The organism is Pseudomonas sp. LBUM1643 (assembly GCF_059716215.1).
In genome coordinates, this window is the sequence record NZ_CP166813.1 from 6,101,429 (window position 1) to 6,128,083 (window position 26,655).

Sequence of the window (26,655 nt, forward strand, 5' to 3'; positions counted from 1 at the left end):
TTCACTCGCCTTTCGCGACGCCCCGCGCAGGCTCGTTGATCCATTCGCTCCACGATCCTGCATACAACGCCCCCAACGGATATCCCGCCAGGCTCAACGCAAACAGGTTATGGCAAGCCGTCACGCCAGAACCGCAATACGCCACCAACTCCGTCGGCGAGCGATCACCGAGCTTTTCAGCAAAACGCTGTTTGAGTTGATCGGCCGGCAGGAAACGCCCGTCGCTGCCCAGGTTGTCGGTGAACGCCGCACATTGCGCGCCAGGAATATGCCCTGCGACCGGATCGATCGGCTCCACCTCACCTTTGAATCGCGGCAACGCGCGGGCATCGAGCAACGTCAGTGATGGCTGGCCGAGACGCTGTTGAAGCTCTTCGGCGGTCAGGGTCAACGAATCGTCCGGCGCTCCAGTGAAGGTACCGCGCTTGTTATTGCAGGCATCCAGGCTCAGCGGCAGACCCGCCGCGTGCCAGGCTTTTAGCCCGCCATCCAGAATGAACACACCGTCACGTTTGCCCAACCAGGCCAGCAACCACCAGGCGCGTGCCGCAAAGGCACCAGGGCCGTCGTCGTACAAAACCACGTCGCTGTCGGCATTGATGCCGAAGGATTGCAGCCGTTCGATCAGGTCTTCAGGTTCCGGCAACGGATGGCGCCCAGTCACACCTTTGACCACCATCCCACTTAAATCACGTTCCAGGTCGGCAAAATTCGACCCGGCAATATGCCCTTCGGCATAGCTGCGCTGACCGTAATCCGGGTCCTCAAGGGCAAAACGACAATCCAGAATCACCAGCCCCGGCTGCTCCTTTTTCAGGTCCAACGCTTGCGGGCTGATCAACTGAGCAATAGGCATAACGGGCTCCTGTGATTAAAGCGGTTCTGATTCCGGTTGCACTTCTTCCAGCGCCTGACCCAGCGGCACGTAAAACTCCTCATACAACGCGTTAACCGCGTCGCGCGCCTCATCCGTGACAAATCCGGCTTCAAGCACCAGCACCTGATAGACGCCACGCTTGATGGCTTGCTCGCTCAAGTGATTGGAGTTTTCCCGCGTGGTGCACAGAAAACGCACCCACGACGTGAGGATGATCCAGGCATTCAGGGTCAGGGATTCGATCTGCACCTTGTCCATGCGCAGGATGCCGGCGTCGACGAAGCCGGCGTAGATGTGCGTGCCGTAAATCAGGCAGCGCTGGGAAAAGCGCCGATAACGGGCGGCCAGTTCCGGATCGCTGTCGAGCAAGTGCTCGAGGTCGCGGTGCAGAAACCGGTAGCGCCACATCGCCGCGAGCAGTTCCTTCAGATAGAAACGCTTGTCTTCCACCGTCGAAGCACGGCCTTGGGGCGGGCGCAGGAAGCTGTCCACCAGGCTTTCATACTCGCTGAACAGCACGGCGATAATCGCCTGCTTGTTAGGGAAGTGGTAGTACAGGTTGCCCGGAGAGATCTCCATGTGGGCGGCAATGTGATTGGTGCTGATGCTGCGTTCGCCTTGCTGATTGAACAGCTCCAGGCTGTTCTGCACGATGCGCTCGCTGGTTTTTATTCGAGGGGCCATGGCTTGAGCTTAAATTCAGAGTGCGATGAGGGGCATCTTACGACCTATCCACGGCGGGATAAAACAAAGCTGCGCCAGGATGTCATTTGACTTTATAGAGCATAGACTCTAAAAAGTGTTTCAGTACAATAAAAAATCCGGAGCTGGCCATGACCGCTGACATCGCTTACCTGCAAGACCTACAGCAGCCGCTGAATGAACTTCGAACCCTGTTCGACGCTCAGCGCGCCGCCTACGCAGCCAATCCGATGCCGCCGGCAGCCCAGCGCCAGCAATGGCTCAAAGTACTGCGGGACCTGTTGAGCGACGAACGCCAGGCACTGATCGACGCCATCAGCCAGGACTTCAGCCACCGCAGCGCCGATGAAACCCTGCTCGCCGAACTCATGCCAAGCCTGCATGGCATTCACTACGCCAGCCAGCACCTCAAAGGCTGGATGAAAGCTTCACGGCGCAAAGTCGGGGTTGCCTTTCAGCCCGCATCAGCCAAAGTCGTTTATCAACCGCTGGGCGTGGTCGGTGTGATCGTGCCATGGAACTACCCGCTGTACCTGGCCATCGGGCCGCTCGTGGGGGCGCTGTCGGCAGGCAATCGGGTGATGCTCAAGCTGAGCGAATCGACACCCGCCACCGGATTACTGCTCAAGGAACTGCTGGGGCGGATCTTTCCACAGGATCTGGTGGGCGTCGTGCTGGGTGAGGCGGATGTCGGCGTGGCGTTCTCCCGACTTCCTTTTGACCACCTGTTATTCACCGGCTCCACCAGCATCGGCAAACATGTGATGCGTGCGGCGGCGGAAAACCTGACGCCCGTAACCCTGGAACTGGGCGGCAAATCCCCGGCCATCGTTTCCCACGACGTCCCGCTCAAGGACGCTGCCGAACGCATCGCTTTCGGCAAGACCCTCAATGCCGGACAAACCTGCGTGGCCCCGGACTACGTATTGGTACCGGAAGCGCGCGTCGGGGCGTTCGTCGAAGCTTATCGTCAGGCAGTACGCGGGTTCTACCCGACACTGACCGACAACCCGGACTACACCGCGATTATCAATGACCGACAGCTGGCCAGGCTCAACGGCTACATCAGCGATGCCACCAGCAAGGGTGCGCTGCTGATTCCGTTGTTCGACCAGGGTCAGGCGCGCCGCATGAGTCATAGCGTGCTGCTTAACGTCAGCGACGACATGACCGTGATGCAGGACGAGATCTTCGGTCCGTTGCTGCCGGTTGTGCCTTACACCGATCTTGATGAAGCCTTTGCCTACATCAACCAGCGGCCACGCCCACTGGCGCTTTACTACTTCGGCTACAACAAGCGCGAACAGCATCGCGTGCTCCACGAAACCCATTCCGGCGGTGTCTGCCTGAACGACACGTTGCTGCATGTCGCCCAGGACGATATGCCGTTCGGCGGAATTGGCGCTTCCGGGATGGGGCACTACCACGGCCACGAGGGCTTCCTGACCTTCAGCAAGGCCAAAGGTGTGCTGATCAAACAGCGCTTCAACGCGGCGAAGCTGATTTATCCGCCGTACGGAAAAGCCATTCAGAAACTCATCCAGAAGCTGTTTATTCGCTAACGATCATCACCGCCGGGTAATAAAAACAATGAGCCCCAGCCTTTCCGATACACCCGCCCTGTCACGACGCGGGCTGCTTAAATTCAGCTTGGGCGCCAGCGCCTTTCTGGCGACGGCTGGATTAGGCGCGAGCCTCAGCGGCTGCTCCTCAAGCACCCCCGCCAGCGGTTTTGTCATATTGCGTCGCGGTGACCTGCTGTTTTTACGGGCGCTGATCCCGGTGATGCTCGACGGCGCGGTGGCCGCCGAACACATGCCGGCCGCCGTCGATAGCACCCTCAAGAACCTGGATAACGGCCTCAATCACCTGTCGCCGGAAATGCTCAAGTTGACTCAGCAGCTGTTCGATGTGCTCGGAATGTCGGTCACTCGCGGACCGCTGACCGGGATCTGGGGAAGTTGGGAAAACGCCAGCGCGGATGACATTCGGCAGTTTCTCCATCGCTGGGAAAACAGTTCTTTAAGCCTGTTGCGCATGGGACACAGCTCGCTGCTGCAATTGGTGATGATGGCTTGGTACAGCCGGCAGGAATCCTGGGCGCATTGCGGGTATCCGGGGCCGCCTGCCGTTTGAAATCGAGGCGGCCCCATCGCGGGCAGCCCAGCTCCCACAGGATGCGAGTTGCTCTCTCATTTTGTGAACAACTCAAACCCTGCAGGAGCCGGGCTTGGTCTGGGCGGAATTCCGACGATAGCGTCAGCCGCCACACCACCCAACTTAAAATAATAACGAGAACCTGAACATGCCCGTACCCGATCCGTTCCGTGAAGGCCTGGCCCGCGGCTGGAAAACCTACAACGGCGCGCAACTGACCCAGGACCTGACCCTCGAAGCCGACGTGGCGATCATCGGCAGCGGCGCGGGCGGCGGCACCACCGCAGAAATCCTCAGCGCCGCCGGCTACAAGGTATTACTGATCGAGGAAGGCCCGCTCAAGACCAGCAGCGACTTCAAAATGCTCGAAGACCAGGCCTACACCAGCCTTTATCAGGAAGGCATCGGTCGCATGAGCAAGGACGGCGCCATCACCATCCTTCAGGGCCGCGCAGTCGGTGGCACCACGCTGATCAACTGGACATCGAGTTTCCGCACCCCTGCCCCGACGCTCGAGCATTGGGCCAAGGAGCACGACGTCAAAGGCCATAGCCCGGCCGAGATGGCGCCATGGTTCGAAAAAATGGAGCAGCGCCTGGGTGTTGCCCCGTGGATGGTGCCACCCAACGCCAACAATGACGTGATACGCAAAGGCTGCGAACAACTCGGCTACGCCTGGCATGTGATCCCGCGAAATGTGCGTGGCTGCTGGAACCTCGGTTACTGCGGCATGGGCTGTCCCACCAATGCCAAACAATCGATGTTGGTGACGACCATTCCCGCGACCCTGGAAAAAGGCGGGGAACTGCTGTATCTCGCCCGCGCCGAAAAGCTGTCGATCAAGGACGGCAAGGTCACAGGCCTGACGTGCGTCGCGATGGATGATCGCTGCGTCGCGCCAACCGGCAAAATCATCACGATCAAGGCACGGCATTACGTGTTGGCCGGCGGCGGAATCAACAGCCCCGCCCTGCTGCTGCGCTCAGACGCACCCGATCCGCACAAACGTTTGGGCAAACGCACCTTCCTGCACCTGGTCAACATGTCCGCCGGGTTGTTTGACGAGGTGATCAACCCGTTCTACGGCGCGCCGCAGTCAATTTACTCCGACCATTTCCAGTGGCCGGACGGCGCCACCGGCAAGATGTCCTACAAACTCGAAGTACCGCCATTGCACCCGGCGCTGGCCGCCACCCTGCTCGGTGGCTTCGGCAAGGAAAGCGCGCAGCACATGGAAAACCTGCCGCACACCCACGCCATGCTCGCACTGCTGCGCGATGGCTTTCATCCGGACAGCCCTGGGGGCAGCGTCGAACTACGCGGTGACGACACGCCGGTGCTCGACTACCAGGTTTCAGCCTACGCCTGGGACGGGTTACGCCGGGCGTTCCACAGCATGGCCGAGATCCAGTTTGCCGGTGGCGCCAAGGCAGTCATGCCTATGCACGCCGACGCTCGTTACGTGAAGACCCTGGCCGAAGCGCGCACGCTGATCGACAGTTTGAGCCTTGAGCTGTATCGCACACGATTGGGCAGCGCCCATGTGATGGGCGGTTGCGCCATGGGCGAAGACCCGAAAAACGCCGTGACCGACAGCCTGGGTCGTCATCACCAGATCAGCAATCTGTCGATCCATGACGGTTCGCTATTCCCCACCAGCATTGGCGCAAACCCGCAGTTATCGGTCTATGGATTGACTGCGCAATTGGCGACTTCATTGGCGGATCGTTTAAAAAACCCATGAACACGAGGAATATTCCCATCGTCTATAGTGCTTTCTTACCGAACAGGCGACTTGGCCGACCGGGAATGCTGCGATACCATCCGACTCCCCAACGGACTCCCGCCAGGACGACGCGATGAACCGAGTGTTGTACCCAGGTACCTTCGACCCTATTACCAAGGGCCATGGCGATCTGGTCGAACGCGCCTCGCGCCTGTTCGATCACGTGATCATTGCTGTCGCTGCCAGCCCGAAGAAAAACCCGTTGTTTCCCCTGGAACAACGCGTGGAGCTGGCCCGCGAGGTCACCAAACATCTGCCGAACGTAGAAGTTGTCGGCTTTTCGACGCTCTTGGCGCATTTTGCCAAAGAGAAGAACGCCAACGTCTTCCTCCGTGGTTTGCGCGCGGTGTCGGACTTCGAATACGAGTTCCAGCTGGCCAACATGAACCGCCAACTGGCTCCGGACGTGGAAAGTCTTTTCCTGACACCGTCCGAGCGTTATTCGTTTATTTCCTCGACGCTGGTCCGTGAAATCGCAGCGCTCGGTGGCGACATCACCAAGTTTGTGCACCCCGCCGTCGCGGATGCCCTGACCGAACGCTTCAAGAAGTAACGACCGCTCAAGCGGCGCCCGCGTGCACTGCGGGCGCCAATGCGGCACAATTGCGCGCATTGGTTTATAGCGCCCGGGCTGTCCGCCCTGGCTGGAGTTAGCATGTCCCTGATCATCACCGACGATTGCATCAACTGCGACGTCTGCGAACCCGAGTGCCCGAACGCCGCCATTTCCCAAGGCGAAGAGATCTACGTGATCGATCCGAACCTGTGCACGCAGTGCGTCGGGCATTACGACGAACCTCAATGCCAGCAAGTCTGCCCGGTGGATTGCATTCCACTGGATGAGGCGCATCCGGAGACTGAAGAACAGTTGATGGAGAAGTATCGGGTGATTACCGGTAAGGCTTGAACATTACGGCGTCTGTCCTGACGCCATCGCGAGCAGGCTCGCTCCCACAGGGGTCTTGCGGTCGACGCAGATCAAGTGTGGGAGTGAGCCTGCTCGCGATGGGACCATCAGGTACACCGCTGAGGTAACTGAAGTCACTCCCGCTGCTCAAACCCCTCCCCGATACACCCAAGACACCGCACAAACGCCGCCTTCGCCGGATCAACCACCAGCGCCTGCCCCGCATCGCCAATCCCGCCACCCAGCGCGGTGAACGGCAACGACAGCACAAACGCTCCTGCACCGATGACCGTCGCCACAACCAGCAAAGGCCGGGCGATCAGCAAGTCACCAATCATGGCGTAAGCCGGGGGATTCTGGATGGTGTAACGGGGGTCACCGCTGCCGCTACTATCCGCCAGCACCGGCGCGGCGATGCTCAGCAGTAAAACGACTGCAAGGGTTCGAAACGAATTCATGGCACGGTCCTTCGGCTAGGCAGTGAGAACTGTGACTATAGACCGTTGACGTTTTCAGGTCTGGCAGCGTGGGCAAAAGACGCTGGCGCGCTGCCCCAGCTTCACGTCCCGCAGCCCGGTCCCGCAGACTTTGCAATGCTCGCCCGCTCGGCCGTAAACGAACAGTTCTTGCTGAAAATAACCGGGCTGACCGTCACCGCCGATGAAGTCCCGCAACGTCGTACCGCCGCGTTCGATGGCATGGATGAGGATGCGCTTGATCTCGATCGCGAGTTTCAAATAGCGCGCCCGGGAAATGCTCTTGGCCTCGCGTCGCGGGTCGATACCGGCAGCGAACAGTGCCTCGGTCGCGTAGATATTGCCCACGCCCACCACCACCGCGTTATCCATGATGAACGGTTTCACGGCCATCGACCGTCCGCGAGACTGCTGGAACAAGCGCTCGCCGTCGAACAGCTCGGTCAACGGCTCCGGCCCCAGGCGAATCAGCAGTTCGTGATTGAGTGGATCAAGACTCCAGAGCATCGCACCAAAGCGCCGTGGATCGGTGTAACGCAGCGCCAGACCGGACTCCAGCTCGATGTCCACATGCTCATGCTTGGCCGCTGGCGAACCGGCTTCCACCAGACGCAAATTCCCGGACATGCCCAAATGGCTGATCAGGGTGCCGACTTCGGCATTGATCAGCAGGTACTTGGCGCGGCGTTCCACCAGCACGATGCGCTGACCGGACAGCCGAACGTCCAGGTCTTCGGGAATCGGCCAACGCAGCCGGCGATCCCGCACAATGACCCGACTGACACGCTGTCCTTCCAGGTGCGGGGCAATCCCGCGGCGGGTGGTTTCGACTTCCGGCAGTTCAGGCATGGCGTTCTCGAATCAGGCTCTGGCTCAGAGGAGGTTCAATACTCAGCGGTGATTGCCGAGGTCGCGAATCGTTTGTTTGAGGGTTTCGAAGTCGTAGTCCGAGAGGCCGACGTAATCGAGCACCAGATGGCTGATGCTGTTCCACTCATGGTCAATCTTCTGGTTGCCCAGCACTCGGTAAGACGCGCAAATATGCTCGGCCATTTTCAGGATCGCCAACAGATTTTTCAGCTGACTGTTGCGTGAAGACTCGTCACTGAAAATCGCCAGGGCATTGTGGTGATTGGCGATGGCGTGGCTGACATGCTCTGGCAAACGCCATGATTTGGCCGTGTAGTAACCGACAACTGCATGGTTGGTATTGAACAGGCTGTTCTCGGTGTCCACTACCCGGCATTCCGGGCTGGCATTGGCGTAGGCCTTTTCCAGAACGCTCATGTAGTCAGGGAAGCGCTGGAGCATCAGCGGCACGCCACAATCGTGGAACAAACCCAGCGCGTAGGCTTCGTCACCGGCCTGGCCACCGATGCGCTTGGCGAGGGTCAGGCAGGTCATCGCCACGTCCTGAGCGGTGTCCCAGAAACGGTTCAACGTCACGATGGTGTCATCGTTCATCTCGCCCTTGATCGACATGGCGTTGATCAGGTTAATGACGGACCGGCTGCCCAGCAGGTTCACCGCGCGCTGGATCGAGGCGATCTTGTTGGAAAGACCGTAATAAGGCGAGTTGACGATTTTCAACAGGGAACCGGACAGGCCGGGATCCTGGGAGATCAGCTTGGCGATCACCTCCAGGTCCGGGTCCGGCATGTACTGCTCCATCTGCAAATCCACCATGATCTGCGGCTGGGCCGGCACGCTGATGCCTTGCAGGGTCTGTTGAATTTGTTCGGTGGTCAGCTCTTGGGACATAAGTACACGCTCTTGGACAGGCGGCGATTCTAACCTTTATGAAGTTGGATCCGACACACCAGCCGGCACATCGGAGGAACTTTCATTCAGGCACAGGCTTCGGACTGAGTAATGCCCTCGGGCATCCACTTACTCACGTCAGGAGCTGTATTCATGTCCAATTCCCTGAATGGCAAACGTGTCGCAATTCTGGTGACCGATGGTTTTGAGCAGGTCGAGCTCTCCGGGCCGAAGAAGGCCTTGGAAGAGGCCGGGGCTCAGGTCGATATCCTGTCGGCCGAGGAAGGCCAGGTCAAAGGCTGGAATCACGACAAACCCGCGGACGACTTCAAGGTTGACGGTACCTTCAAGGCCACCAGCATCGATCAATACGACGCCGTCGTTCTGCCGGGCGGCGTACAGAACTCCGACACCATCCGTATCGACCAGGACGCCCAACACCTGGTTAAGACCGGTACGTCGGCCGGCAAGCCCATTGCGGTGATCTGTCATGGCGGCTGGTTGCTGATATCGGCCGGATTGGTCAACGGCAAAACCATGACCAGCTACAAGACGCTCAAGGATGACCTGGTGAATGCCGGCGCCCACTGGGTGGACAAGGAGGTGGTCAAGGACGGCAATCTCATCAGCAGCCGTCAGCCGGATGATATTCCGGCGTTCAATCGGGAGTTGATCAGCGCGTTGTCGGCCATATCTTGAGTTCGGCATAAACCCCTGTGGCGAGGGGAATGCAGTTCACTTAATCCGGCACTGTAACTGTGGCGAGGGAGCTTGCTCCCGCTGGGTCGCGAAGCGGCCCCAAAAGAGGGACTGCTACGCAGCCCAGCGGGAGCAAGCTCCCTCGCCACAGGTCTATCAGTGGAACCGAGGCGCTGTACAACACGCTATACTCCCGCTCTTTTTTCCGGAGCGACGTCATGTCCCTGCCTAGCCTGCGCCTCAAAGCCAACGCCGACCGTCGCCTGCGAAACGGCCACTTGTGGGTCTACAGCAACGAAATCGATGTTGCAGCGACCCCTTTGCACGGTTTCAAGGCCGGCGATCAGGCGATCCTCGAAGCCGCCGGCGGCAAGCCATTGGGCATCGTTGCCATGAGCCCGAACAATCTTATCTGCGCCCGCCTGCTGTCGCGCGACATCAAGTTGCCGCTGGACAAATCGCTGCTGGTGCACCGCCTGAACGTTGCCCTGTCTCTGCGTGACCGCCTGTTCGACAAGCCGTTCTACCGCCTGGTGTACGGTGATTCCGACCTGCTGCCGGGTCTGGTGGTCGATCGCTTCGGTGACATCCTGGTCGTCCAGATCGCCTCGGCGACCATGGAAGCCCATAAAGAAGACGTGATCGCAGCATTGACCCAAGTGCTCAAGCCAAGCGGCATCCTGTTCAAGAACGACTCCGCTGCGCGCGATGCCGAAGGCCTCAACCGCTACGTCGAAACCGTTTTCGGCCTGGTGCCGGAGTGGGTTGCGCTGGAAGAGAACGGCGTGAAATTCGAAGCGCCGGTCATTCAGGGCCAGAAAACCGGCTGGTTCTACGACCACCGCATGAACCGCGCACGTCTGGCGCCGTATGCCAAAGGTAAACGCGTACTCGACCTGTACAGCTACATCGGCGGCTGGGGCGTACAAGCTGCCGCGTTCGGCGCCAGCGAAGTATTCTGCGTCGACGCTTCGGCCTTCGCCCTCGACGGTGTCGAGCGTAACGCCGCCCTGAACGGTTTCGCCGAAAAAATGACCTGCATCGAAGGCGACGTCTTCGAAGCCCTGAAAGAACTGAAAGCCAGCGAAGAGCGCTTCGACGTGATCGTGGCCGATCCACCGGCGTTCATCAAACGCAAGAAAGACATGAAAAACGGCGAAGGTGCCTACCGTCGCCTGAATGAGCAAGCCATGCGCCTGCTCAGCAAGGACGGCATCCTGGTGAGCGCCTCGTGTTCGATGCACCTGCCGGAAGACGACCTGCAAAACATCCTGCTGACCAGCGCCCGCCACCTGGATCGCAACATCCAGATGCTGGAACGTGGCGGTCAGGGCCCGGATCACCCGGTTCACCCGGCAATTGCTGAAACGCGCTACATCAAGAGCATTACTTGCCGGTTGTTGCCGAACAGCTAACCGGTCGCCCTGCGGACGTTGCGTTGTCGGCACTGAAAACCAGGGTCGCTGTGCAACCCGACGCAGGCTGCGCCAGCTGCTACAGGGGTGTACGCGGTTCCTGTAGCAGCTGCCGAAGGCTGCGTTCGGCGGCGAAGCAGTGGCCATCAAGGCGCATGCCGATCCCCCTGATTGCGGGAGCGAGTCAAATCGCTCCCGCGACAGATTTACAAAAGCCACACACCTCCTGCATTGACTTCCATCTTCAGCAAGTCAACTCTCGGCCCCCCTCACGGATCGAGAGCGTTGTCGATGAACCCTTCCACGCACACCTCGAACAAATCGTCGCTCATCCTGCTATTGATGGGCATGACGCTTCTCGGTGTCTTCCCGCTGGACGTCGTACTCCCCTCTTTTCCCGCACTCTCTGACTACTTCCAGACCTCAGCCTCAGACATTGCCCTTTCTGTAAGCCTGTTCGCCATTGGCCTGGCGTTATCGGTGGTCCTTGTCGGGCCGCTGTCGGATTTATGGGGGCGCAGGAAGCTTTTGCTGACAGGTATCGTCATCTCAATGGTCGGTGCGACGGGCTGCCTGATTTCCAGCGAGTACAGTTGGTTTCTTCTGTTTCGCGTCATTCAGGCAGTGGGCTGTGGATCCTTCGTGCACTCACAGGCGCTTATCCAGGACTTGTTCGTGGGCAAGGAGCAGGAGCGAATGAGGATCTGGATGACCACCGCCGGAGGCGTGTTCATTTCCATCTCGCCGCTGCTGGGAACCTGGTTGCAATTGCACCTGGGTTGGGAAGGCAGCTTCTATGTTTTCATCGCGCTCGCAGCCATCGTCTGGGTGAAGGCCAACGCGCTGCTGCGGGACACTCCACCCCGTCGCGATGCATCACCAGGGCGCTTTTTCAGCGCTTATTGGCGGCTCTGTTCCGACGTACGCTTCATGGGTTATTGGCTTATTTCGGGCCTGGCGTTCGCCTGCCATTTTTCATTCATCGTCATTTCGCCCATCATTTTCATGGAGCGCCTGGCACTCTCGCCCTACGAATTTGCCTGGGCCTTGTTGCTGTACGGCGTGGCGTATGTGTTTGGTGGAATCGTCGCCAGCGCGCTGCATCGGCGATTACAGGCCAACACCCAGATCATTGTTGGCCTCGGACTGATTGCCCTGTCGGGGGTGGTCATGTTGTGGCTGGCGAATCAGTTCGGGCTCACGGCGACGGCAGTGCTGATCCCCATGCTCATTTGTACGGCCGGGACCACCATTGCCAGGCCCATCGCCAATTCCAGAGCCATGACCCTTCATCCGGAAGATGCGGGCACGTCCTCTTCCGTCGGCGGTGTCATGATCTTCATGTGCGGCGGCGTGATCAGCGTGGTGATCAATCTCGTGTCCGACGACCTGACCACTGCCCTCTCCTTCTGTTTTTTGATCCTGAGTGCCGTGGGGCTCGCCTTGAACGCGCTGATCGTGCGGCGCAATGTTGCCCTGACAGCGAACTGATACACACCGATCGTCATTCAACACGCGCCGTGAGCGCTGGATCAGCGCTTCCCGGCATTCCCTCCCGCCGCCAGCCGTGTAGAATCGCCACATTCATCGCCAGTCATCCCCCGGCGGGTTTATGAGCTCAAGCTGAAGCGCGCGGCGATCCCGCAAAGTTATCGGCAACTTCCGGACACACGGCCATTTCTGAGTGTTCCAGACGTCAATAGAAGCTCACTTCCCTTTTGATACCTGATTAGCCGCCCGGAGTGCTTCATGCCTGATTACCGCTCGAAAACATCCACCCACGGCCGCAACATGGCCGGCGCCCGCGCACTGTGGCGCGCCACGGGGATGAAAGATGACGACTTCAAAAAGCCGATCATCGCCATTGCCAACTCCTTCACCCAGTTCGTACCGGGCCACGTCCACCTCAAGGACTTGGGCCAACTGGTCGCCCGCGAGATCGAACGCGCTGGCGGTGTGGCAAAAGAATTCAACACCATCGCCGTGGATGACGGCATCGCCATGGGCCACGACGGCATGCTGTACTCGCTGCCAAGCCGCGAGATCATTGCCGACTCCGTCGAGTACATGGTCAACGCCCACTGCGCCGACGCCATCGTCTGCATCTCCAACTGCGACAAGATCACCCCCGGCATGCTGATGGCGTCCCTGCGCCTGAACATCCCGGTGATTTTCGTTTCCGGCGGCCCGATGGAAGCCGGCAAGACCAAACTCGCCTCCCACGGCCTCGACCTCGTCGACGCCATGGTGATCGCTGCCGACTCCAGCGCTTCTGACGAGAAAGTCGCTGAGTACGAGCGCAGCGCCTGCCCGACCTGCGGTTCGTGCTCCGGCATGTTCACCGCCAACTCGATGAACTGCCTGGTTGAAGCCCTGGGCCTGGCATTGCCGGGCAACGGTTCGACTCTCGCCACCCACAGCGACCGCGAACAGCTGTTCCTGCAGGCCGGCCGCACCATCGTCGAGCTGTGCAAGCGTTACTACACCGAGAACGATGAGTCGGTGTTGCCGCGCAACATCGCCAACTTCAAGGCGTTTGAAAACGCCATGACCCTGGACATCGCCATGGGCGGTTCCACCAACACCATCCTGCACTTGCTGGCCGCCGCCCAGGAAGCCGAGATGGAGTTCGACTTGCGCGACATCGACCGTCTGTCCCGCTTCGTGCCGCAACTGTGCAAAGTTGCGCCGAACATCCAGAAGTACCACATGGAAGACGTGCACCGCGCCGGCGGGATCTTCAGCATCCTCGGCTCGCTGGCCCGTGGCGGTTTGCTGCACACCGACCTGCCGACCGTGCACAGCAAGACCCTGGCCGAAGGCATTGCCAAGTGGGACATCACCCAGACCGACGACGAAGCCGTGCATCACTTCTTCAAGGCCGGTCCTGCGGGCATCCCGACGCAAACCGCGTTCAGCCAGTCGACCCGTTGGGAAACCCTGGATGACGACCGTGAAAACGGCTGCATCCGCAGTGTCGAGCACGCTTATTCGAAAGAAGGCGGCCTGGCCGTTCTCTACGGCAACATTGCGCTGGACGGTTGTGTAGTGAAAACCGCTGGTGTCGACGAGTCGATCCACGTGTTCGAAGGCAACGCGAAGATCTTCGAAAGCCAGGACAGCGCCGTACGCGGCATCCTCGCGGATGAAGTGAAGGCCGGCGACATCGTGATCATTCGTTACGAAGGCCCGAAAGGTGGCCCGGGCATGCAGGAAATGCTGTACCCGACGTCCTACCTGAAATCCAAAGGCCTGGGCAAAGCATGCGCCCTGCTCACCGACGGTCGCTTCTCTGGCGGCACCTCGGGCCTGTCCATCGGCCACGCTTCGCCGGAAGCAGCTGCAGGCGGCGCGATTGGTCTGGTGCAGGATGGCGACAAGGTGCTGATCGACATTCCGAACCGTTCGATCAACCTGATGATCAGCGACGAAGAAATGGCCGGCCGCCGTGCTGAACAGGACCAGAAAGGCTGGAAACCGGTCGAGAAGCGTCCACGCAAAGTGACCACCGCTCTCAAGGCCTACGCGCTGCTGGCGACCAGTGCCGACAAGGGTGCTGTGCGTAACAAGGCGATGCTTGACGGGCTGTAAGGCTTAACCGTCAAACAAAAATGCCCCGCCAAGTGCGGGGCATTTTTATTCACGCTGATCTTCTGTAGGAGCTGCCGAAGGCTGCGATCTTTTGACTTTTAAAAGCAAGATCAACAGATCGCAGCCTTCGGCAGCTCCTACAGTTGAATCCGAGTTACTGAATTTCTTCAGGCTTCACAATCACCCAATTCTTGTCCGCCGTCACCGGCAACCCTTCCTTGGCCTGCGCCGCTGCGTGCTTGGCCATCATGCCGTTAATCTGGGTCATGTATTTGTCTTTGCGGTTGATCCACAAGTGGATGCCGCCCTTGGCCACGTCGACGCTGTGGAACAGCATGTAACCATCGCTGGTCGGGGTATCACCGCCAACGAGTACCGGTTTTTTCCATTCATCGATGTAGGTCAGGATCGCCGCCTGCTTGCCGGCCATCCAGGTTGCCGGGGTCCACAGGTACGGGGTCAGTTCAAGACCAAGGTTGGCCTTTTCGTCATACTTGCCTGCCGTGATCTGCTTGCGCGCCGTGGTCAATTCGCCGGTCTTGGTGTCCTTGAGCAGCAGGCTCACGCCGATCACGTTCTGCGGTTTGACGTTGTAACCGTATTGCGGGTCGGAAGCGACCATGCGCACCAGTTCTTCGGAGGCGGCGGTCATGACGTAGACCTCGATACCGTTCTCCATCAGCTTGTTGTAGAGCTCCTGCTGACCGGTGAATATTTTCGGCGGGTTGACGTCCATTTTCTTGACGACATCGCCTTCGAAGTAAGTCGCCGGCACCGGTTTGCCGGACGCCATCAATTCATCGACATAGCCTTTGAGCTCTTTGAGCGTGAAACCCGAGAACACCTGGGCGACCCATGGGTAGCACACCATGTCGTCGAGTTCGCAGAGGCGGTAGTAGTAACTGAACAGACTTTCCTTGTGGTCGGCGGTGTCTTTGAACGGGATCAGTTTCAGGGAAGGATCAAGCTTTTCACGGGTGATCAGGCCCTTGTTTTCCATGTACGGCAGTAACGATTCTTCGAGGTCGTAGCGGTAACTGGTGTTGTCCATGTCGAACACCGCGTAATTACCCTTGTTAGCGTTGGCGGCAATCATTGCGTCCAGCGCCTTGGCCTGATCGGCGGGCCAATGCTTCAAATCCGTGGCGAATGCCTGGCCTGCGAGGCCAAGGCAGAGTGCGGCGAGTAGAAATTTCGGTGCGAGCTTCATCGACAGTTCTCCCTGAGTCAAAGAAACCGACGCTAACAAATAAATATGACGGTCCTCGTCTGTCAGCGACCGTTACCGCACCCATTGCGCCAGATGCATCCCTGAGAGCGACGCGCGCTTATTCCAAAAACGACAGTTGCGATACGTTTTTGGTATTAAATCATTAGTTTTCAAGCTGTTAGGCTTGCCGGTTCGCAGCTGCCCCGGAAGGCCGCTGGCACAAGTCTTTATCGGAGTCTCAATGAATCTGCCACTGATCCTCAATCTGCTGGTATTCCTCGCCCTGCTCTTTGGCCTGGCACAAACCCGCCACACTACATGGAGCCTGGCCAAAAAAGTCCTGCTCGCACTGGTACTGGGCGTGGCGTTTGGTGTGGCTTTGCACAGCATTTACGGTGCCGGCAACCCGGTACTGAAAGCCTCGATCGGCTGGTTCGATCTGGTGGGCAACGGTTACGTACAGTTGCTGCAAATGATCGTCATCCCGCTGGTGTTCGCCTCGATCCTCAGTGCTGTGGCCCGTCTGCACAACGCGTCGTCGCTGGGCAAGATCAGCTTCCTGACCATCGGCACGCTGCTGTTCACCACCGCCATCGCTGCGTTGATCGGTATCGGCCTGACCAACCTGTTCGGCCTGACCGCTGAAGGCCTGGTGGCTGGCACGCAGGAAATCGCCCGTCTGCAAACCATTCAGACCGACTACGCGGGCAAGGTCGCGGACCTGAATGTGCCGCAGTTGCTGCTGTCGTTCATCCCGCAGAACCCGTTCGCCGACCTGGCGCGCGCCAAGCCGACATCGATCATCAGCGTGGTGATCTTTGCCGCGTTCCTTGGCGTCGCTGCGCTGCAGTTGTTGAAGGATGACGTCGAGAAAGGTCAGAAAGTGATCAACGCCATCGACACCCTGCAAGCCTGGGTGATGCGTCTGGTGCGTCTGGTCATGAAGTTGACGCCGTATGGCGTGTTGGCGCTGATGACCAAAGTGGTCGCCGGTTCGAACCTGCAAGACATCATTAAGCTCGGCAGTTTCGTGGTGGTGTCTTACATCGGCCTGGGTCTGATGTTTGTAGTGCATGGCCTGCTGGTTTCGGCAGCCGGGATCAACCCGCTACGCTTCTTCCGCAAGATCTGGCCGGTGCTGACGTTTGCGTTCACCAGCCGCTCCAGCGCCGCGACAATTCCGCTGAGCATCGAAGCGCAGACCAGCCGCTTGGGCATTCCACAAGCCATCGCCAGTTTCGCCGCGTCGTTCGGCGCGACCATAGGCCAAAACGGTTGTGCCGGTCTGTACCCGGCAATGTTGGCAGTGATGGTTGCTCCGACCGTGGGCATTAACCCGCTGGATCCGCTGTGGATCGCGACACTGGTGGCGATTGTGACGCTGAGCTCGGCGGGTGTGGCGGGTGTCGGTGGTGGCGCAACGTTCGCCGCGCTGATCGTGCTACCGGCGATGGGCTTGCCAGTGTCACTGGTGGCGCTGCTGATTTCGGTTGAGCCGCTGATCGACATGGGTCGTACGGCTTTGAACGTCAGCGGGTCGATTGCGGCCGGTGCGATTACCAGCCAGGTGATGCAGCAGACGGACAAAGCACTGCTGAATGCGGATGAGCATTCGGAGTTGGTGCAGGCTTAAACACAACTTTGTGGCGAGGGGATTTATCCCCTCGCCACAGATCAGGCTTTTTCCCAGACTTCGAAGTTGTACGCAGGCTTATCGTCCACCGCTGGATTTTCGATATTGGAAACCAGTTTCCACTGCTCCAAATCGAATTCCGGAAACCACGCATCTCCTTCCGGGCTCAGCGCCACTCGCGTCAAATACAGCCGATTCGCCTGCGCCAACCCCTGCGCATACAGCTGCGCTCCGCCGATCAGCATCACCTCATCGACGCCCTGCCCGTTCGCCCATTCTTCTGCGCGCACCACGGCCGCCTCAAGCGACGGATAAACCTCCGCCCCCTCCAACTGCAGATCAGTCTGACGGCTGACCACGATGTTCAATCGTCCCGGCAGTGGACGGCCCAGGGAGTCCCAGGTCTTGCGACCCATGATGATCGGCTTGCCCAGGGTGGTGGCCTTGAAGTATTTGAAGTCCCCCGGCAAGTGCCAGGGCATGCTGTTGTCGACGCCGATCACACGGTTTTCACCGAGGGCTGCGATCAGGCTGAGAGGGAGTGATTTAGTCATGCCGGCGAGGATACCAGAGCGTCCCGTACCCCGATAAGCGCCACAGCGGTTATGCTCACCGTTCAATTGAGCGACGGGATGCCGCGTGACTGAACTGAATAACCTCTGGCTGACGGAAACCATTCGTTTGCGCGAAGAACACGCCGGCCCTCTGGATGATCTGGAAGCCAATCGACTGGCCCGCAGCGCTGGCGGCGACCTGCCGGCACGGATTCAACGCCGGGCCCTGTGGCTGGCTGAACGCGATGGACTGGCCAACGCCCTCAAGCATTGGCTACAAGGCGCACGATTGGCGCTGATTGTTCTCGCCGTACTGGCCGTGATCAGCGGCGCCGGCCTGGCATTTGCCGCGCTGGGTGACGGGCAGACACCGGTGAATGTGTTCTGGGCCCTGGGCAGCCTGCTCGGGCTGAATCTGATTTTGTTGCTCAGCTGGGCGCTGGGCCTGGTGTTTGCCGGTGAACACGGCGCCAGCCTAGGGCGCTTGTGGTTATGGCTCAGTGAAAAACTCGCCCGCGACGCTAAAGCCGCACAACTCGCACCTGCCCTGCTGCTGTTACTGCAACGACAGAAACTCAATCGCTGGGCGATCGGAGTGCTGGTCAACGGCTTGTGGTTACTGGCGATGCTCAGTGCGCTGGTGATGCTGCTGACATTGATGGCGACCCGGCGCTACGGCTTCGTCTGGGAAACCACTCTGCTCAGCGCCGACACTTTTGTCGCCATGACCCGCACCCTTGGCGCCCTGCCTGCCTTGCTCGGCTTCAATATTCCGACAGTGGACATGATTCGGGCCAGCGGCGATGCGGCGCTGAATATCGAAAGCGCGCGGCAGGCATGGGCCACATGGCTGGTCGGCGTGCTGGTGGTTTATGGCGTTCTGCCGCGCCTGCTGTTAGCGCTGTTCTGTCTGTGGCGCTGGAAAACCGGTCAGGCGAAATTGCGCCTGGATCTGAACCTCCCCGGTTACGCCCAACTGCGGGAAAGGTTGATGCCCACCAGCGAACGCCTGGGCATCAGCGATGCCGCGCCCGAGCATTTGCATCGTGTCGAAAGCGGTATCAGCGACCTGCAAAGCGACGGTGCGCTGTTGGTCGCCATCGAGCTGGATGATCAGCGCCCGTGGCCGCCACTACTGCCAAAGAACGTGAGCGATGCAGGTGTCCTCGACAGTCGCGAATCGCGCCACAAACTCCTTGAACAACTGAGCCGTTTCCCGCCCGCGCGCCTGGCCATCGCGTGCGACCCTCGGCGCTCACCGGATCGAGGCAGCCTGGCGCTGATCGCCGAACTCGCACGCAATGCCAGCGACACCCGCGTCTGGTTGTTGCAAGCGCCGCCCGGTGAAGCACTGGATGCCGAGCGCCTGGGTGACTGGCACGCCGCGCTGCAACAACTGGAACTGCCATTCGCCGACAGCGCGCCGACGAACTGGCTGGAGAACGGTCATGACTAAACCTTTGAAACTGGCAGTCGTGGGCCACACCAACGTCGGAAAAACTTCGTTGTTGCGAACCCTGACCCGGGACGTCGGGTTCGGTGAAGTTTCCCATCGACCGAGCACTACACGACACGTCGAAGGCGCACGCCTGTCGGTGGATGGCGAGCCGCTGCTCGACCTCTTCGACACGCCTGGACTGGAAGATGCCATCGCCCTGCTCGACTTTCTGGAACGTATCGAGCGACCCGGTGAACGCCTCGACGGCCCCGCCCGGCTGGCACGTTTCCTTGAAGGCAGCGAAGCGCGGCAGCGGTTTGAGCAGGAAGCCAAAGTCCTGCGCCAACTGCTCACCTGTGATGCTGGCCTCTACGTGATCGACGCCCGCGAGCCGGTGCTATCCAAGTACCGCGACGAGCTGGAGGTGCTGGCGAGCTGCGGCAAACCGCTGCTGCCGGTGCTGAACTTCGTGAGCAGCGCCAACCACCGCGAGCCGTCCTGGCGTGAAGCGTTAGCGCGCCTGGGTTTGCACGCACTGGTGCGTTTCGACAGTGTCGCGCCGCCGGAGGATGGCGAACGTCGACTGTATGAAAGCCTTGCGCTGCTTCTTGAAAACGCTCGGCCACAACTTGAGCGCTTGATCGCCGATCAGCAGGCTCAGCGCCTGGCCCGTCAGCAAAGTGCAGCGCGGTTGATTGCCGAATTGTTGATCGATTGCGCCGCCTGCCGACGCAGTGTGGTCAGCGATCCCGAGCAGGAACAACAGGCGATCAGTGAACTGCGCAAAGCGGTACGCCAGCGTGAGCAACGCTGCGTCGAGGCGCTGCTGAAGTTGTATGCCTTCCGCCCGCAGGACGCGGCAGCCAGTGATTTGCCGTTGCTTGACGGGCGCTGGGGTGACGACTTGTTCAACCCCGAAACCCTCAAGCAGTTGGGTGTGCGGGTCGGCGGCGGAATTGCGGCGGGCGCGGCAGCCGGGGCCGGGGTGGATCTGCTGGTCGGAGGTCTGACATTGGGTGCGGCCGCATTAGCCGGCGCCATTGCCGGCGGCGCCCTGCAAACCGCCCGTAGTTATGGCAGCCGGTTAATGGGCAAGATCAGAGGTCACCGAGAGCTGACTGTTGATGACAGCGTGCTGAGGTTATTGGCATTGCGCCAACGGCAGTTGCTGCAAGCACTCAATGCCCGCGGGCATGCGGCGATGGACAGCATTCAGGTGGCCACGCCACAGGACAAGACCTGGCGCGAAGGCAAGCTGCCTGAAGCACTGAACAAGGCCCGGGCTTATCCGCAGTGGTCGTCGCTGAATCCTCAGGCCAAGTTGAATCAGGCGGACAGGCAGGAGCAGATCGAAGCGTTGGCCGAAAAAGTGTTCGAGCCCTAGAAACACCTGTAGCAGCTGTCGCATGTGTAGCAGCTGTCGAGCCTGCGAGGCTGCGTTCGAGGACGAAGTCCTCGCAATCCCTGTGTACGCGAGCATGCCTGAACAACCGCGTTGCTGGTTTTACGACGGCTGCGCCGTCGGACGCAGCCTCGCAGGCTCGACAGCTGCTACAGGACATCGTTGCTTCGGGATAACACGTCGGCAGCCTTGCGCTTCAGAATGTCGAGATCCAGCACTGGCACATTCATCTCCTTGGCCATCTCATCCCACTGCCGCATGCGCAAACTGACCTCACACAACGGATCCTGCTGGAAGGCTTGCGCCTCTTCGCTCGTCATCACCCCGCCCTGATACTCAAGGGTCCTGCGACTGGCTTCACTCAAGCGCTCGTAGTACCCAGGCTCCTTGAGCGTCAGATAGCGCTTGGCCTGGACGTGGTACTCCACCAGCCGCGCCATGCGCTCACTGAAGCCGGCGCGTCGCAGATAATCCGCGCCGAGGCGTTCATGACTCACCACGCCGAAACCGCCCATGTTCTCGGCGCTTTCGGCAAGGCAGATATGCCCGATGTCATGGAAGAACGCCGCCAGCACCACTTCATCGTCGTAGCCTTCAGCCATGGCCCACTCGGCGGCCTGGGACATGTGCTCGATCTGCGACACCGGTTCGCCGATGTAATCGCTGCCGCCAAAGCGCTCGTACAGCGCAAAGACCTCGTCGATCACCTGTTCATGGCGCTCCATCAGTCCTCTCCCAACAACGTCGCGACGTTTCGCTCGGCCATCGCCGGACCGACGCTCATGCCGACGCCCGTGTGCATCAACGCCACACTCACCCCCAGTGCCGGGCGCAAGAACGAGAACGGCCCCGACCCGCGAGAACCGTAGACACCTTGCCAGCGCTCGACCACCTGGATCTTGCAGGCCAAGGTTTGCTCGGCCAGTTCGATCATCCAGTTGTCCACCTGCTCGGCGTTGAACGGTGAAGGGTCAATGCCGTAATGGTGCGAATCGCCAATGATCAGTTCGCCGTAAGGCGTCGGGCTGATCAGCAGGTGGATGCCGTTCTCATGCAGGTGCGGTTCGTCTCGCAGGATCTGCGCTTGCACTTCCGCTGCTTCTGGCAGATCGGCAAAGGCGCCGTAGTGCACGCAACTCAATCCAGTGAGCACCGCGTGCTGCAAGTTGAGGTTGATCTGCGGTCGGGCGCGGAGCATTTGCAGGCGGCAGATTTGCGGGTTGAGCGCAGCGATCGGCTCAGCCAGCAGGGTCTGATAGTCGTGGCCGGAGCAGACGATGATCTGTTGCGCAGTGAAGGTCCCGGCGGTGCTGTGCAAGCGCCCCGGTTCAATGTCACGAACGAGTGTGGAGAAATGAAATTCGACACCGAGTTCGCGGCGCAGGTAATCGATCAGGGCCGGAATCGCTTCTCGGGAATACAGTTGCTGATCGTCCAGACCGTGCAACGCGGCGCGGTGATGGCGGAACTGACCACCGTAGAGGTCACGCAATGCGGCGCCGCGCAGCAGGTCGACGCGGTAATCATGCTCGATGGCGCGGCCTTCGCAGAAGACTTCCAGCAGGTGTTCTTCCGCTTCGGTACGTGCGAACAGGTATGAGCCGTTGCGCTTGAGTTGCAAGCCAGCCACTTGGGCCCAATGGCCCCAGATCTCGCGGCTGGCTTTGGCGAGTTCAAGCATCTGGCCTGGCGGTTGACCCGTGACCAGCGCCTGGCCGAAGTTGCGCACCGAGGCGCCTATGGGTGTTGCGCTGCGTTCGAAAACACGGACCTTGAGGCCGCGTCTGGCGGCGGCGTAAGCGTGGGACATTCCGAGGATGCCCGCGCCTACGATCAGCATGTCGTTTCGTTGTGTCATGGAGAATTTCCCTGAATGGGAGACCTCTATCGCTAGCAGGCTAGCTCCCACAGGAAATCAGGGGGCTTCACAAAGTGTGTGTCCACTGAAGATCCAATGTGGGAGATTTTCCCTGAATGGGGGACCTCTATCGCTAGCCAGCTAGCTCCCACAGGAAATCAGGGATCTTCACAAAATTTGCGTCCACTGAAGATCCAATGTGGGAGCTAGCCTGCTAGCGATGAGGCCCTGTCAGACTATGAGAATTACTTGGCAGCCACTTTCTCGGACTTGCCGTCATACCGCTTGCGCCACTCGGTCAGGATTTCATCGCGATTCTTCGAGGCCCAGGCAAAGTCATTCTTGATCAGACGCTGCTCATAATCCGCCGGCAGTTCGGTCTGCGGCTTGGCGATTCCTGGCTGAGCGAGCACCGCGAAGTTCTCTTTATAAAGCTCCATCGCCGCCGGGCTGGCGGAGAAGTCAGCAAGCTTCTTTGCCGCTTCTTCATGCTGCGTGCCCTTGATAACGGCGGTGGCTTCGATCTCCCAGCCAAGGCCTTCCTTCGGCAGGATGATGTCCAGCGGTGCGCCCTGGCGTTTCAACTGAACGGCCGGATATTCGAAGGAGATACCAATCGGAAACTCACCCGATGCCGCCAGCTTGCATGGCTTGGAACCGGAGTGAACGTACTGACCGATGTTCTGGTGCAGGTCGTCCATGTACTGCCAGCCCTGCTTCTCGCCGAAGGTTTGCAGCCAGGCGCTGACGTCGAGGAAACCGGTGCCGGACGAAGCCGGGTTAGGCATGACGATCTTGCCTTTGTACTCAGGCTTGGTCAGGTCTTGCCAGCTCACAGGCTTGGTCAACCCCTGCTTCTCGGCTTCGACGGTGTTGAAGCAAATGGTCGCGGCCCAGACGTCCATGCCGACCCAGGCTGGTGGGTTGGCGGCGTCGCGGTAGTTGCCGCCGATCTTGCTCAGGTCCTTCGGTGCGTAGCTTTGCAGCATGCCTTGTTGATCGAGAATCGCCAGGCTCGACGCGGCCAGGCCCCACACGGCGTCAGCCTGCGGGCGGGCTTTTTCGGCCAGCAGTTTGGCGGTGATGATGCCGGTGGAATCACGCACCCACTTGATCTCGACGTCTGGATTGGCTTTTTCAAAAGCCTCTTTGTAAGTCTTCAGTTGCTCGGCTTCGAGTGCGGTGTACACCGTCAACTCGGTTTTCGCCGCGAAGGCGTTCAGGCTGAAAGCGGTGAGGACAGCAGCGGCCAGGGCCAAAGGCTTGAACATGGTGCAATTCCTGTGTGAGTTGAGGGTATGAATCAATGACCAGGCGCGGTCTGCCGCCAGGCCTGGGAGCGGCGCAGCAAGCCGCGCGAAGCCCAGGCCAGCAGCAGGGACACGCCCGCCGAGGTGAACAGAATCAGGGTCGACATCGCTGCCGCGCCGCCCACGTTGCCAGCGTCATCCATGTTCAGCACCGCCACCGCCGCGAGGATGGTGTCGGGGCTGTAGAGGAAGATGGCTGCCGAAACGGTGGTCATGGCGGAGACGAACAGGTAGCGCACGATGTCCAGCAGCGCCGGCAGGCAGATCGGTACGGTTACCCGCAGGTAGTGCCGATACAGCGGCGCCTTGAGCGACAGCGCGGCGGCTTCGAACTCGGCGTCGAGCTGGCGCAGCGCGGTGGTCGCGGTCATTTGTGCAGTGGTCAAATAGTGAGCAATGGTGCACACCACCAGCAATGTCATGGTTCCGTACAGCACGTGGAGCGGGTTGCCGGTGAGGTTGAAAAAGAAGACATAACCCAAACCCAACACCAGGCCCGGCACCGCCATCGGTACGAAACTGAGCATGCGCAGCGCCAGATTCAGGCCACGCTGCCCCTTGGTTTTTTCCATCAGGTAGGCGCCGGTGAAGATCAGTACGCTGCCGATCAATGCCGTGCACAGCGCCATCTTCACGCTGTTGCCATAGGCCAGCCAGCCGCCGCCCGCCGTGTCATTGAACTGGTAATGGTTAAGCGATAGCGACAGGTTGTAAGGCCAGAATTTCACCAGCGACGAGTACACCGCCATGCCGAACACCAGCAGCAACACCGCGCAGATCAGCATCACGATCGCCAGGTAGCAGCCGTCCCGCAGCTTTGACGGCGCCGGCTGAAAGACCTGCGCACGGCCACTCATGGAATCGCCGTGACGTCGACGCAGCCAGGCGTCGACACCAAAGCTGAACAGCGCCGGCAACAGCAGGACCATGCCGATCAAAGCGCCGCGACCGAACTGCTGCTGGCCGACCACCGCCTTGTAGGCTTCCAGCGCCAGCACTTGATAGTCGCCACCGACCACCACAGGCACGCCGAAATCGGTGATTGTCAGGGTGAACACCAGGCAGAACGCGGCGAACACCGCCTGACGGGTCGCAGGCCAGGTGATGCTGCGAAAAGCTTTTGCAGGGCTGGCACCCATGCTGGAAGCGGCATCGAACAGGCGCGCATCCGCTAGAGAAAGGGCTGACAGCAAAATCATCAAGGCGTGTGGGAAGGTGTAGATGACCTCCCCCAGCACAATGCCCCAGAAGCCGTAGATATTGTCCGAGAGCAGGCCGCGCAGCATGCCCTGGTTGCCGAACAGATAAACCAGCGCAATACCCGGCAGCATCGACGGCGCCATCAACGGCAGCAGCGACATGCCGCGCCAGATGCCCTTGCCTGGAATCAATGTGCGTTGCAGGGCGTAGGCAAACAGGTAAGCCAGCGGGACGACAATGGCCGCGACGCTGAGGGAAACCTTCAGACTATTGCCCAACAGCCAATGAAAATTGGCACTGGTCACCAACTCACGGGCAGCGACCAGTCCGCCGCCCTGCCCGGCTTCAGAACTGAACCCGCGCCAGAAGATCGCCAGCAACGGCATCAATACCGCGACGCCAAGCAGCATCAGCAACAGTACTTTGCCGCCAACCACGAACACCCGGTCGCCAATCTCGGCACGGGAGGTCTGCCGAACCTGCTTATGCGGTATCGGCAGCGCGATGTTCGCGCTCATCAGGCAAACACCTGCAGGCTGCGTGGAGGCAAGGCGACCATGATGTGCTGTGCACCGAGACGCGGCATGGCTTCCGGTGCGAGTTCCGCCAGCAGCGCATGGCCCGGCAGTTGCTCGAGCTCGAAGCTCATCCGGCAACGATTGCCGAGGAAGGTGATTTCGCGAACCTTGGCCGCAAACATGTTTTCCTCATGCACCGGCGGGTTGACGTTGATGGCTTCAGGGCGGCAGAACAAACGGCCCGACGCGGTTTTGGCACTGCCGTCGGCCAGGCGCATGTTCATCCCGCCGACCTGCGCATGGCTGTCACTGTTGCGGCTGAACGGCAGCCAGTTACCCTGGCCGACGAACTCCGCCACAAACGGCGTCGCCGGGCGATCATAGATTTCTTGCGGGGAGGCGTACTGCTCGACCTTGCCGTTGTTCATCACAGCGATACGGTCGGCCATCAGCATGGCCTCGTCCTGATTGTGCGTGACCATCAAGGTGGTGACGCCGAGGTTGCGTTGCAGCTGGCGCAACTCGGTGCACAGGTGCTCGCGAACCCGGGCATCGAGGGCCGACATCGGCTCATCCAGCAGCAGTAACGAAGGGGCCGGCGCTAACGCTCGGGCCAGAGCGACGCGTTGTTGTTGGCCGCCGGACAATTGGCCGGGGTACTTTTTTTCACTGCCTAGCAGGCCGACCAGTTCCAGCATCTGGCCGACGCGCTTGCGCACTTCGTCGCGACCACTGCCCGCGAGGCCGTAGGCAATGTTCGCTTCGACGGTGAGATTGGGGAACAGCGCGTAGGACTGAAACAGAATGCCGTAGTCACGCGCCTGCGGCGCCAGGTGGGACACGTCGCGATCACCGAGGTACAACTCACCGCTGTCCTGTTTTTCAAGGCCGGCGATGCAACGCAGCAAAGTGGTTTTGCCACAGCCCGACGGGCCGAGCAGGCAGACCAATTCACCCGCGGCGACGTCGAGGGAAACGTTATCCAGTGCAGTGAAAGCGCCAAAGCGTTTCTGCACGCCGCGCACCTTCATCGGGGCGCCGGGGTTGGTCAGGGCAGTTGCGATCGCGTTGTTCATGGACAGGCCTCATCAAGCAGATGAAGGCCATCCTAGGGATGTAATGCGTCCGTCATGTGGCAGTGAGGCAAAAACGGCTGATAGT

Annotated in this window: 24 protein-coding genes; 12 read left to right on the plus strand and 12 right to left on the minus strand. The window is 60.0% G+C overall.

The window, feature by feature from the left end; translation table 11 throughout:
• Position 1: 1 nt before the first annotated feature.
• A complete protein-coding gene (locus ACA063_RS27610; protein ID WP_497664084.1) occupies positions 2-856 on the minus strand; it encodes a sulfurtransferase in 855 nt (284 codons plus the stop codon).
• Positions 857-871: 15 nt separating this feature from the next.
• Complete coding sequence (locus tag ACA063_RS27615; RefSeq protein WP_497664085.1) at positions 872-1,561, minus strand: TetR/AcrR family transcriptional regulator; 690 nt, start codon at positions 1,559-1,561, stop codon at positions 872-874.
• A gap of 149 nt (positions 1,562-1,710) precedes the next feature.
• On the opposite strand from ACA063_RS27615, the gene ACA063_RS27620 reads away from it, so the two are divergent.
• The 5 genes from ACA063_RS27620 (at position 1,711) to ACA063_RS27640 (ending at position 6,429) form a co-directional block, all read left to right on the plus strand.
• Complete coding sequence (locus tag ACA063_RS27620; protein ID WP_497664086.1) at positions 1,711-3,141, plus strand: coniferyl aldehyde dehydrogenase; 1,431 nt, start codon at positions 1,711-1,713, stop codon at positions 3,139-3,141.
• Between the two features lie 28 nt (positions 3,142-3,169).
• Entirely contained in the window at positions 3,170-3,715 is a 546-nt protein-coding gene (locus ACA063_RS27625) for a twin-arginine translocation pathway signal protein (protein WP_497664087.1), read from the plus strand.
• A gap of 169 nt (positions 3,716-3,884) precedes the next feature.
• Complete coding sequence (locus ACA063_RS27630; RefSeq protein ID WP_497664088.1) at positions 3,885-5,480, plus strand: GMC family oxidoreductase; 1,596 nt, start codon at positions 3,885-3,887, stop codon at positions 5,478-5,480.
• 115 nt (positions 5,481-5,595) lie between these two features.
• A complete protein-coding gene (gene coaD / locus ACA063_RS27635; RefSeq protein WP_045059801.1) occupies positions 5,596-6,075 on the plus strand; it encodes a pantetheine-phosphate adenylyltransferase in 480 nt (159 codons plus the stop codon).
• A 102-nt stretch (positions 6,076-6,177) separates the two neighbouring features.
• Positions 6,178-6,429 (plus strand): YfhL family 4Fe-4S dicluster ferredoxin, encoded by a 252-nt coding sequence (locus tag ACA063_RS27640; protein ID WP_162439378.1) that lies wholly within the window; start codon positions 6,178-6,180, stop codon positions 6,427-6,429.
• Between the two features lie 134 nt (positions 6,430-6,563).
• Here the strand turns inward: ACA063_RS27640 and ACA063_RS27645 are convergent, their stop codons facing one another.
• From ACA063_RS27645 to ACA063_RS27655, 3 genes are read right to left on the minus strand one after another with little or no spacing between them, the layout of a single operon-like run.
• Positions 6,564-6,887 carry a multidrug transporter gene (locus ACA063_RS27645; protein WP_162439379.1) on the minus strand — a complete coding sequence of 108 codons (324 nt, stop codon included), beginning with the start codon at positions 6,885-6,887 and terminating at the stop codon, positions 6,564-6,566.
• A 54-nt stretch (positions 6,888-6,941) separates the two neighbouring features.
• Positions 6,942-7,754, minus strand: coding sequence for a bifunctional DNA-formamidopyrimidine glycosylase/DNA-(apurinic or apyrimidinic site) lyase (gene mutM / locus ACA063_RS27650; protein ID WP_497664089.1), 813 nt, complete (start codon positions 7,752-7,754; stop codon positions 6,942-6,944).
• 42 nt (positions 7,755-7,796) lie between these two features.
• On the minus strand, positions 7,797-8,612 hold the full coding sequence (locus ACA063_RS27655) for an HDOD domain-containing protein (RefSeq protein WP_194691118.1): 816 nt from the start codon (positions 8,610-8,612) through the stop codon (positions 7,797-7,799).
• A 207-nt stretch (positions 8,613-8,819) separates the two neighbouring features.
• On the opposite strand from ACA063_RS27655, the gene ACA063_RS27660 reads away from it, so the two are divergent.
• The 4 genes from ACA063_RS27660 (at position 8,820) to ilvD (ending at position 14,371) form a co-directional block, all read left to right on the plus strand.
• Positions 8,820-9,365, plus strand: coding sequence for a type 1 glutamine amidotransferase domain-containing protein (locus ACA063_RS27660; RefSeq protein WP_497664090.1), 546 nt, complete (start codon positions 8,820-8,822; stop codon positions 9,363-9,365).
• A gap of 218 nt (positions 9,366-9,583) precedes the next feature.
• Positions 9,584-10,780: a class I SAM-dependent rRNA methyltransferase gene (locus tag ACA063_RS27665; protein WP_157712544.1), complete on the plus strand. Its 1,197-nt coding sequence runs from the start codon at positions 9,584-9,586 to the stop codon at positions 10,778-10,780.
• A 291-nt stretch (positions 10,781-11,071) separates the two neighbouring features.
• Complete coding sequence (locus tag ACA063_RS27670; protein ID WP_497664091.1) at positions 11,072-12,271, plus strand: MFS transporter; 1,200 nt, start codon at positions 11,072-11,074, stop codon at positions 12,269-12,271.
• 258 nt (positions 12,272-12,529) lie between these two features.
• Entirely contained in the window at positions 12,530-14,371 is a 1,842-nt protein-coding gene (gene ilvD / locus ACA063_RS27675; protein ID WP_497664092.1) for a dihydroxy-acid dehydratase, read from the plus strand.
• A 154-nt stretch (positions 14,372-14,525) separates the two neighbouring features.
• Here ilvD and ACA063_RS27680 read toward each other — a convergent pair whose 3' ends face one another.
• Entirely contained in the window at positions 14,526-15,581 is a 1,056-nt protein-coding gene (locus ACA063_RS27680; protein ID WP_490145812.1) for an HAD family hydrolase, read from the minus strand.
• A 241-nt stretch (positions 15,582-15,822) separates the two neighbouring features.
• Between ACA063_RS27680 and ACA063_RS27685 the strand changes: the two genes are divergently transcribed.
• Positions 15,823-17,214, plus strand: a complete 1,392-nt coding sequence (locus ACA063_RS27685; protein WP_497664093.1) for an L-cystine transporter — start codon at positions 15,823-15,825, stop codon at positions 17,212-17,214.
• A gap of 41 nt (positions 17,215-17,255) precedes the next feature.
• Here the strand turns inward: ACA063_RS27685 and ACA063_RS27690 are convergent, their stop codons facing one another.
• The gene (locus ACA063_RS27690) at positions 17,256-17,768 is read right to left on the minus strand and encodes a dihydrofolate reductase (protein WP_497664094.1); all 513 of its coding nucleotides are present in this window, start codon (positions 17,766-17,768) and stop codon (positions 17,256-17,258) included.
• A gap of 85 nt (positions 17,769-17,853) precedes the next feature.
• Between ACA063_RS27690 and ACA063_RS27695 the strand changes: the two genes are divergently transcribed.
• A complete protein-coding gene (locus ACA063_RS27695; protein ID WP_497664095.1) occupies positions 17,854-19,224 on the plus strand; it encodes a DUF2868 domain-containing protein in 1,371 nt (456 codons plus the stop codon).
• Positions 19,217-20,590 carry a GTPase/DUF3482 domain-containing protein gene (locus ACA063_RS27700; RefSeq protein ID WP_497664096.1) on the plus strand — a complete coding sequence of 458 codons (1,374 nt, stop codon included), beginning with the start codon at positions 19,217-19,219 and terminating at the stop codon, positions 20,588-20,590. The genes ACA063_RS27695 and ACA063_RS27700 overlap by 8 nt, the downstream gene beginning before the upstream one ends.
• 167 nt (positions 20,591-20,757) lie before the next feature.
• On the opposite strand, the gene ACA063_RS27705 is transcribed toward ACA063_RS27700, so the two are convergent.
• From ACA063_RS27705 to ACA063_RS27725, 5 genes are all read right to left on the minus strand, one after another.
• The gene (locus tag ACA063_RS27705; protein ID WP_497664097.1) at positions 20,758-21,333 is read right to left on the minus strand and encodes a phosphonate degradation HD-domain oxygenase; all 576 of its coding nucleotides are present in this window, start codon (positions 21,331-21,333) and stop codon (positions 20,758-20,760) included.
• A complete protein-coding gene (locus ACA063_RS27710; protein WP_497664098.1) occupies positions 21,333-22,466 on the minus strand; it encodes a TIGR03364 family FAD-dependent oxidoreductase in 1,134 nt (377 codons plus the stop codon). Before ACA063_RS27710 ends, ACA063_RS27705 begins: the two co-directional genes overlap by 1 nt.
• 245 nt (positions 22,467-22,711) lie before the next feature.
• Positions 22,712-23,737 carry a putative 2-aminoethylphosphonate ABC transporter substrate-binding protein gene (locus ACA063_RS27715; protein WP_497664099.1) on the minus strand — a complete coding sequence of 342 codons (1,026 nt, stop codon included), beginning with the start codon at positions 23,735-23,737 and terminating at the stop codon, positions 22,712-22,714.
• Positions 23,738-23,769: 32 nt separating this feature from the next.
• Positions 23,770-25,494, minus strand: a complete 1,725-nt coding sequence (locus ACA063_RS27720) for a putative 2-aminoethylphosphonate ABC transporter permease subunit (protein ID WP_497664100.1) — start codon at positions 25,492-25,494, stop codon at positions 23,770-23,772.
• Entirely contained in the window at positions 25,494-26,570 is a 1,077-nt protein-coding gene (locus ACA063_RS27725) for a putative 2-aminoethylphosphonate ABC transporter ATP-binding protein (RefSeq protein ID WP_497664101.1), read from the minus strand. Before ACA063_RS27725 ends, ACA063_RS27720 begins: the two co-directional genes overlap by 1 nt.
• Between the last annotated feature and the right edge of the window lie 85 nt (positions 26,571-26,655).

Excerpts from the sequence above, each read along its gene's own strand:
- ACA063_RS27610 (WP_497664084.1), bottom strand. The coding sequence starts at position 856 with ATGCCTATTGCTCAGTTGATCAGCCCGCAAGCGTTGGACCTGAAAAAG.
- ACA063_RS27615 (WP_497664085.1), bottom strand. The coding sequence starts at position 1,561 with ATGGCCCCTCGAATAAAAACCAGCGAGCGCATCGTGCAGAACAGCCTG.
- ACA063_RS27620 (WP_497664086.1), top strand. The coding sequence starts at position 1,711 with ATGACCGCTGACATCGCTTACCTGCAAGACCTACAGCAGCCGCTGAAT.
- ACA063_RS27625 (WP_497664087.1), top strand. The coding sequence starts at position 3,170 with ATGAGCCCCAGCCTTTCCGATACACCCGCCCTGTCACGACGCGGGCTG.
- ACA063_RS27630 (WP_497664088.1), top strand. The coding sequence starts at position 3,885 with ATGCCCGTACCCGATCCGTTCCGTGAAGGCCTGGCCCGCGGCTGGAAA.
- coaD (WP_045059801.1), top strand. The coding sequence starts at position 5,596 with ATGAACCGAGTGTTGTACCCAGGTACCTTCGACCCTATTACCAAGGGC.
- ACA063_RS27640 (WP_162439378.1), top strand. The coding sequence starts at position 6,178 with ATGTCCCTGATCATCACCGACGATTGCATCAACTGCGACGTCTGCGAA.
- ACA063_RS27645 (WP_162439379.1), bottom strand. The coding sequence starts at position 6,887 with ATGAATTCGTTTCGAACCCTTGCAGTCGTTTTACTGCTGAGCATCGCC.
- mutM (WP_497664089.1), bottom strand. The coding sequence starts at position 7,754 with ATGCCTGAACTGCCGGAAGTCGAAACCACCCGCCGCGGGATTGCCCCG.
- ACA063_RS27660 (WP_497664090.1), top strand. The coding sequence starts at position 8,820 with ATGTCCAATTCCCTGAATGGCAAACGTGTCGCAATTCTGGTGACCGAT.
- ACA063_RS27665 (WP_157712544.1), top strand. The coding sequence starts at position 9,584 with ATGTCCCTGCCTAGCCTGCGCCTCAAAGCCAACGCCGACCGTCGCCTG.
- ACA063_RS27670 (WP_497664091.1), top strand. The coding sequence starts at position 11,072 with ATGAACCCTTCCACGCACACCTCGAACAAATCGTCGCTCATCCTGCTA.
- ilvD (WP_497664092.1), top strand. The coding sequence starts at position 12,530 with ATGCCTGATTACCGCTCGAAAACATCCACCCACGGCCGCAACATGGCC.
- ACA063_RS27680 (WP_490145812.1), bottom strand. The coding sequence starts at position 15,581 with ATGAAGCTCGCACCGAAATTTCTACTCGCCGCACTCTGCCTTGGCCTC.
- ACA063_RS27685 (WP_497664093.1), top strand. The coding sequence starts at position 15,823 with ATGAATCTGCCACTGATCCTCAATCTGCTGGTATTCCTCGCCCTGCTC.
- ACA063_RS27690 (WP_497664094.1), bottom strand. The coding sequence starts at position 17,768 with ATGACTAAATCACTCCCTCTCAGCCTGATCGCAGCCCTCGGTGAAAAC.
- ACA063_RS27700 (WP_497664096.1), top strand. The coding sequence starts at position 19,217 with ATGACTAAACCTTTGAAACTGGCAGTCGTGGGCCACACCAACGTCGGA.
- ACA063_RS27705 (WP_497664097.1), bottom strand. The coding sequence starts at position 21,333 with ATGGAGCGCCATGAACAGGTGATCGACGAGGTCTTTGCGCTGTACGAG.
- ACA063_RS27710 (WP_497664098.1), bottom strand. The coding sequence starts at position 22,466 with ATGACACAACGAAACGACATGCTGATCGTAGGCGCGGGCATCCTCGGA.
- ACA063_RS27715 (WP_497664099.1), bottom strand. The coding sequence starts at position 23,737 with ATGTTCAAGCCTTTGGCCCTGGCCGCTGCTGTCCTCACCGCTTTCAGC.
- ACA063_RS27720 (WP_497664100.1), bottom strand. The coding sequence starts at position 25,494 with ATGAGCGCGAACATCGCGCTGCCGATACCGCATAAGCAGGTTCGGCAG.
- ACA063_RS27725 (WP_497664101.1), bottom strand. The coding sequence starts at position 26,570 with ATGAACAACGCGATCGCAACTGCCCTGACCAACCCCGGCGCCCCGATG.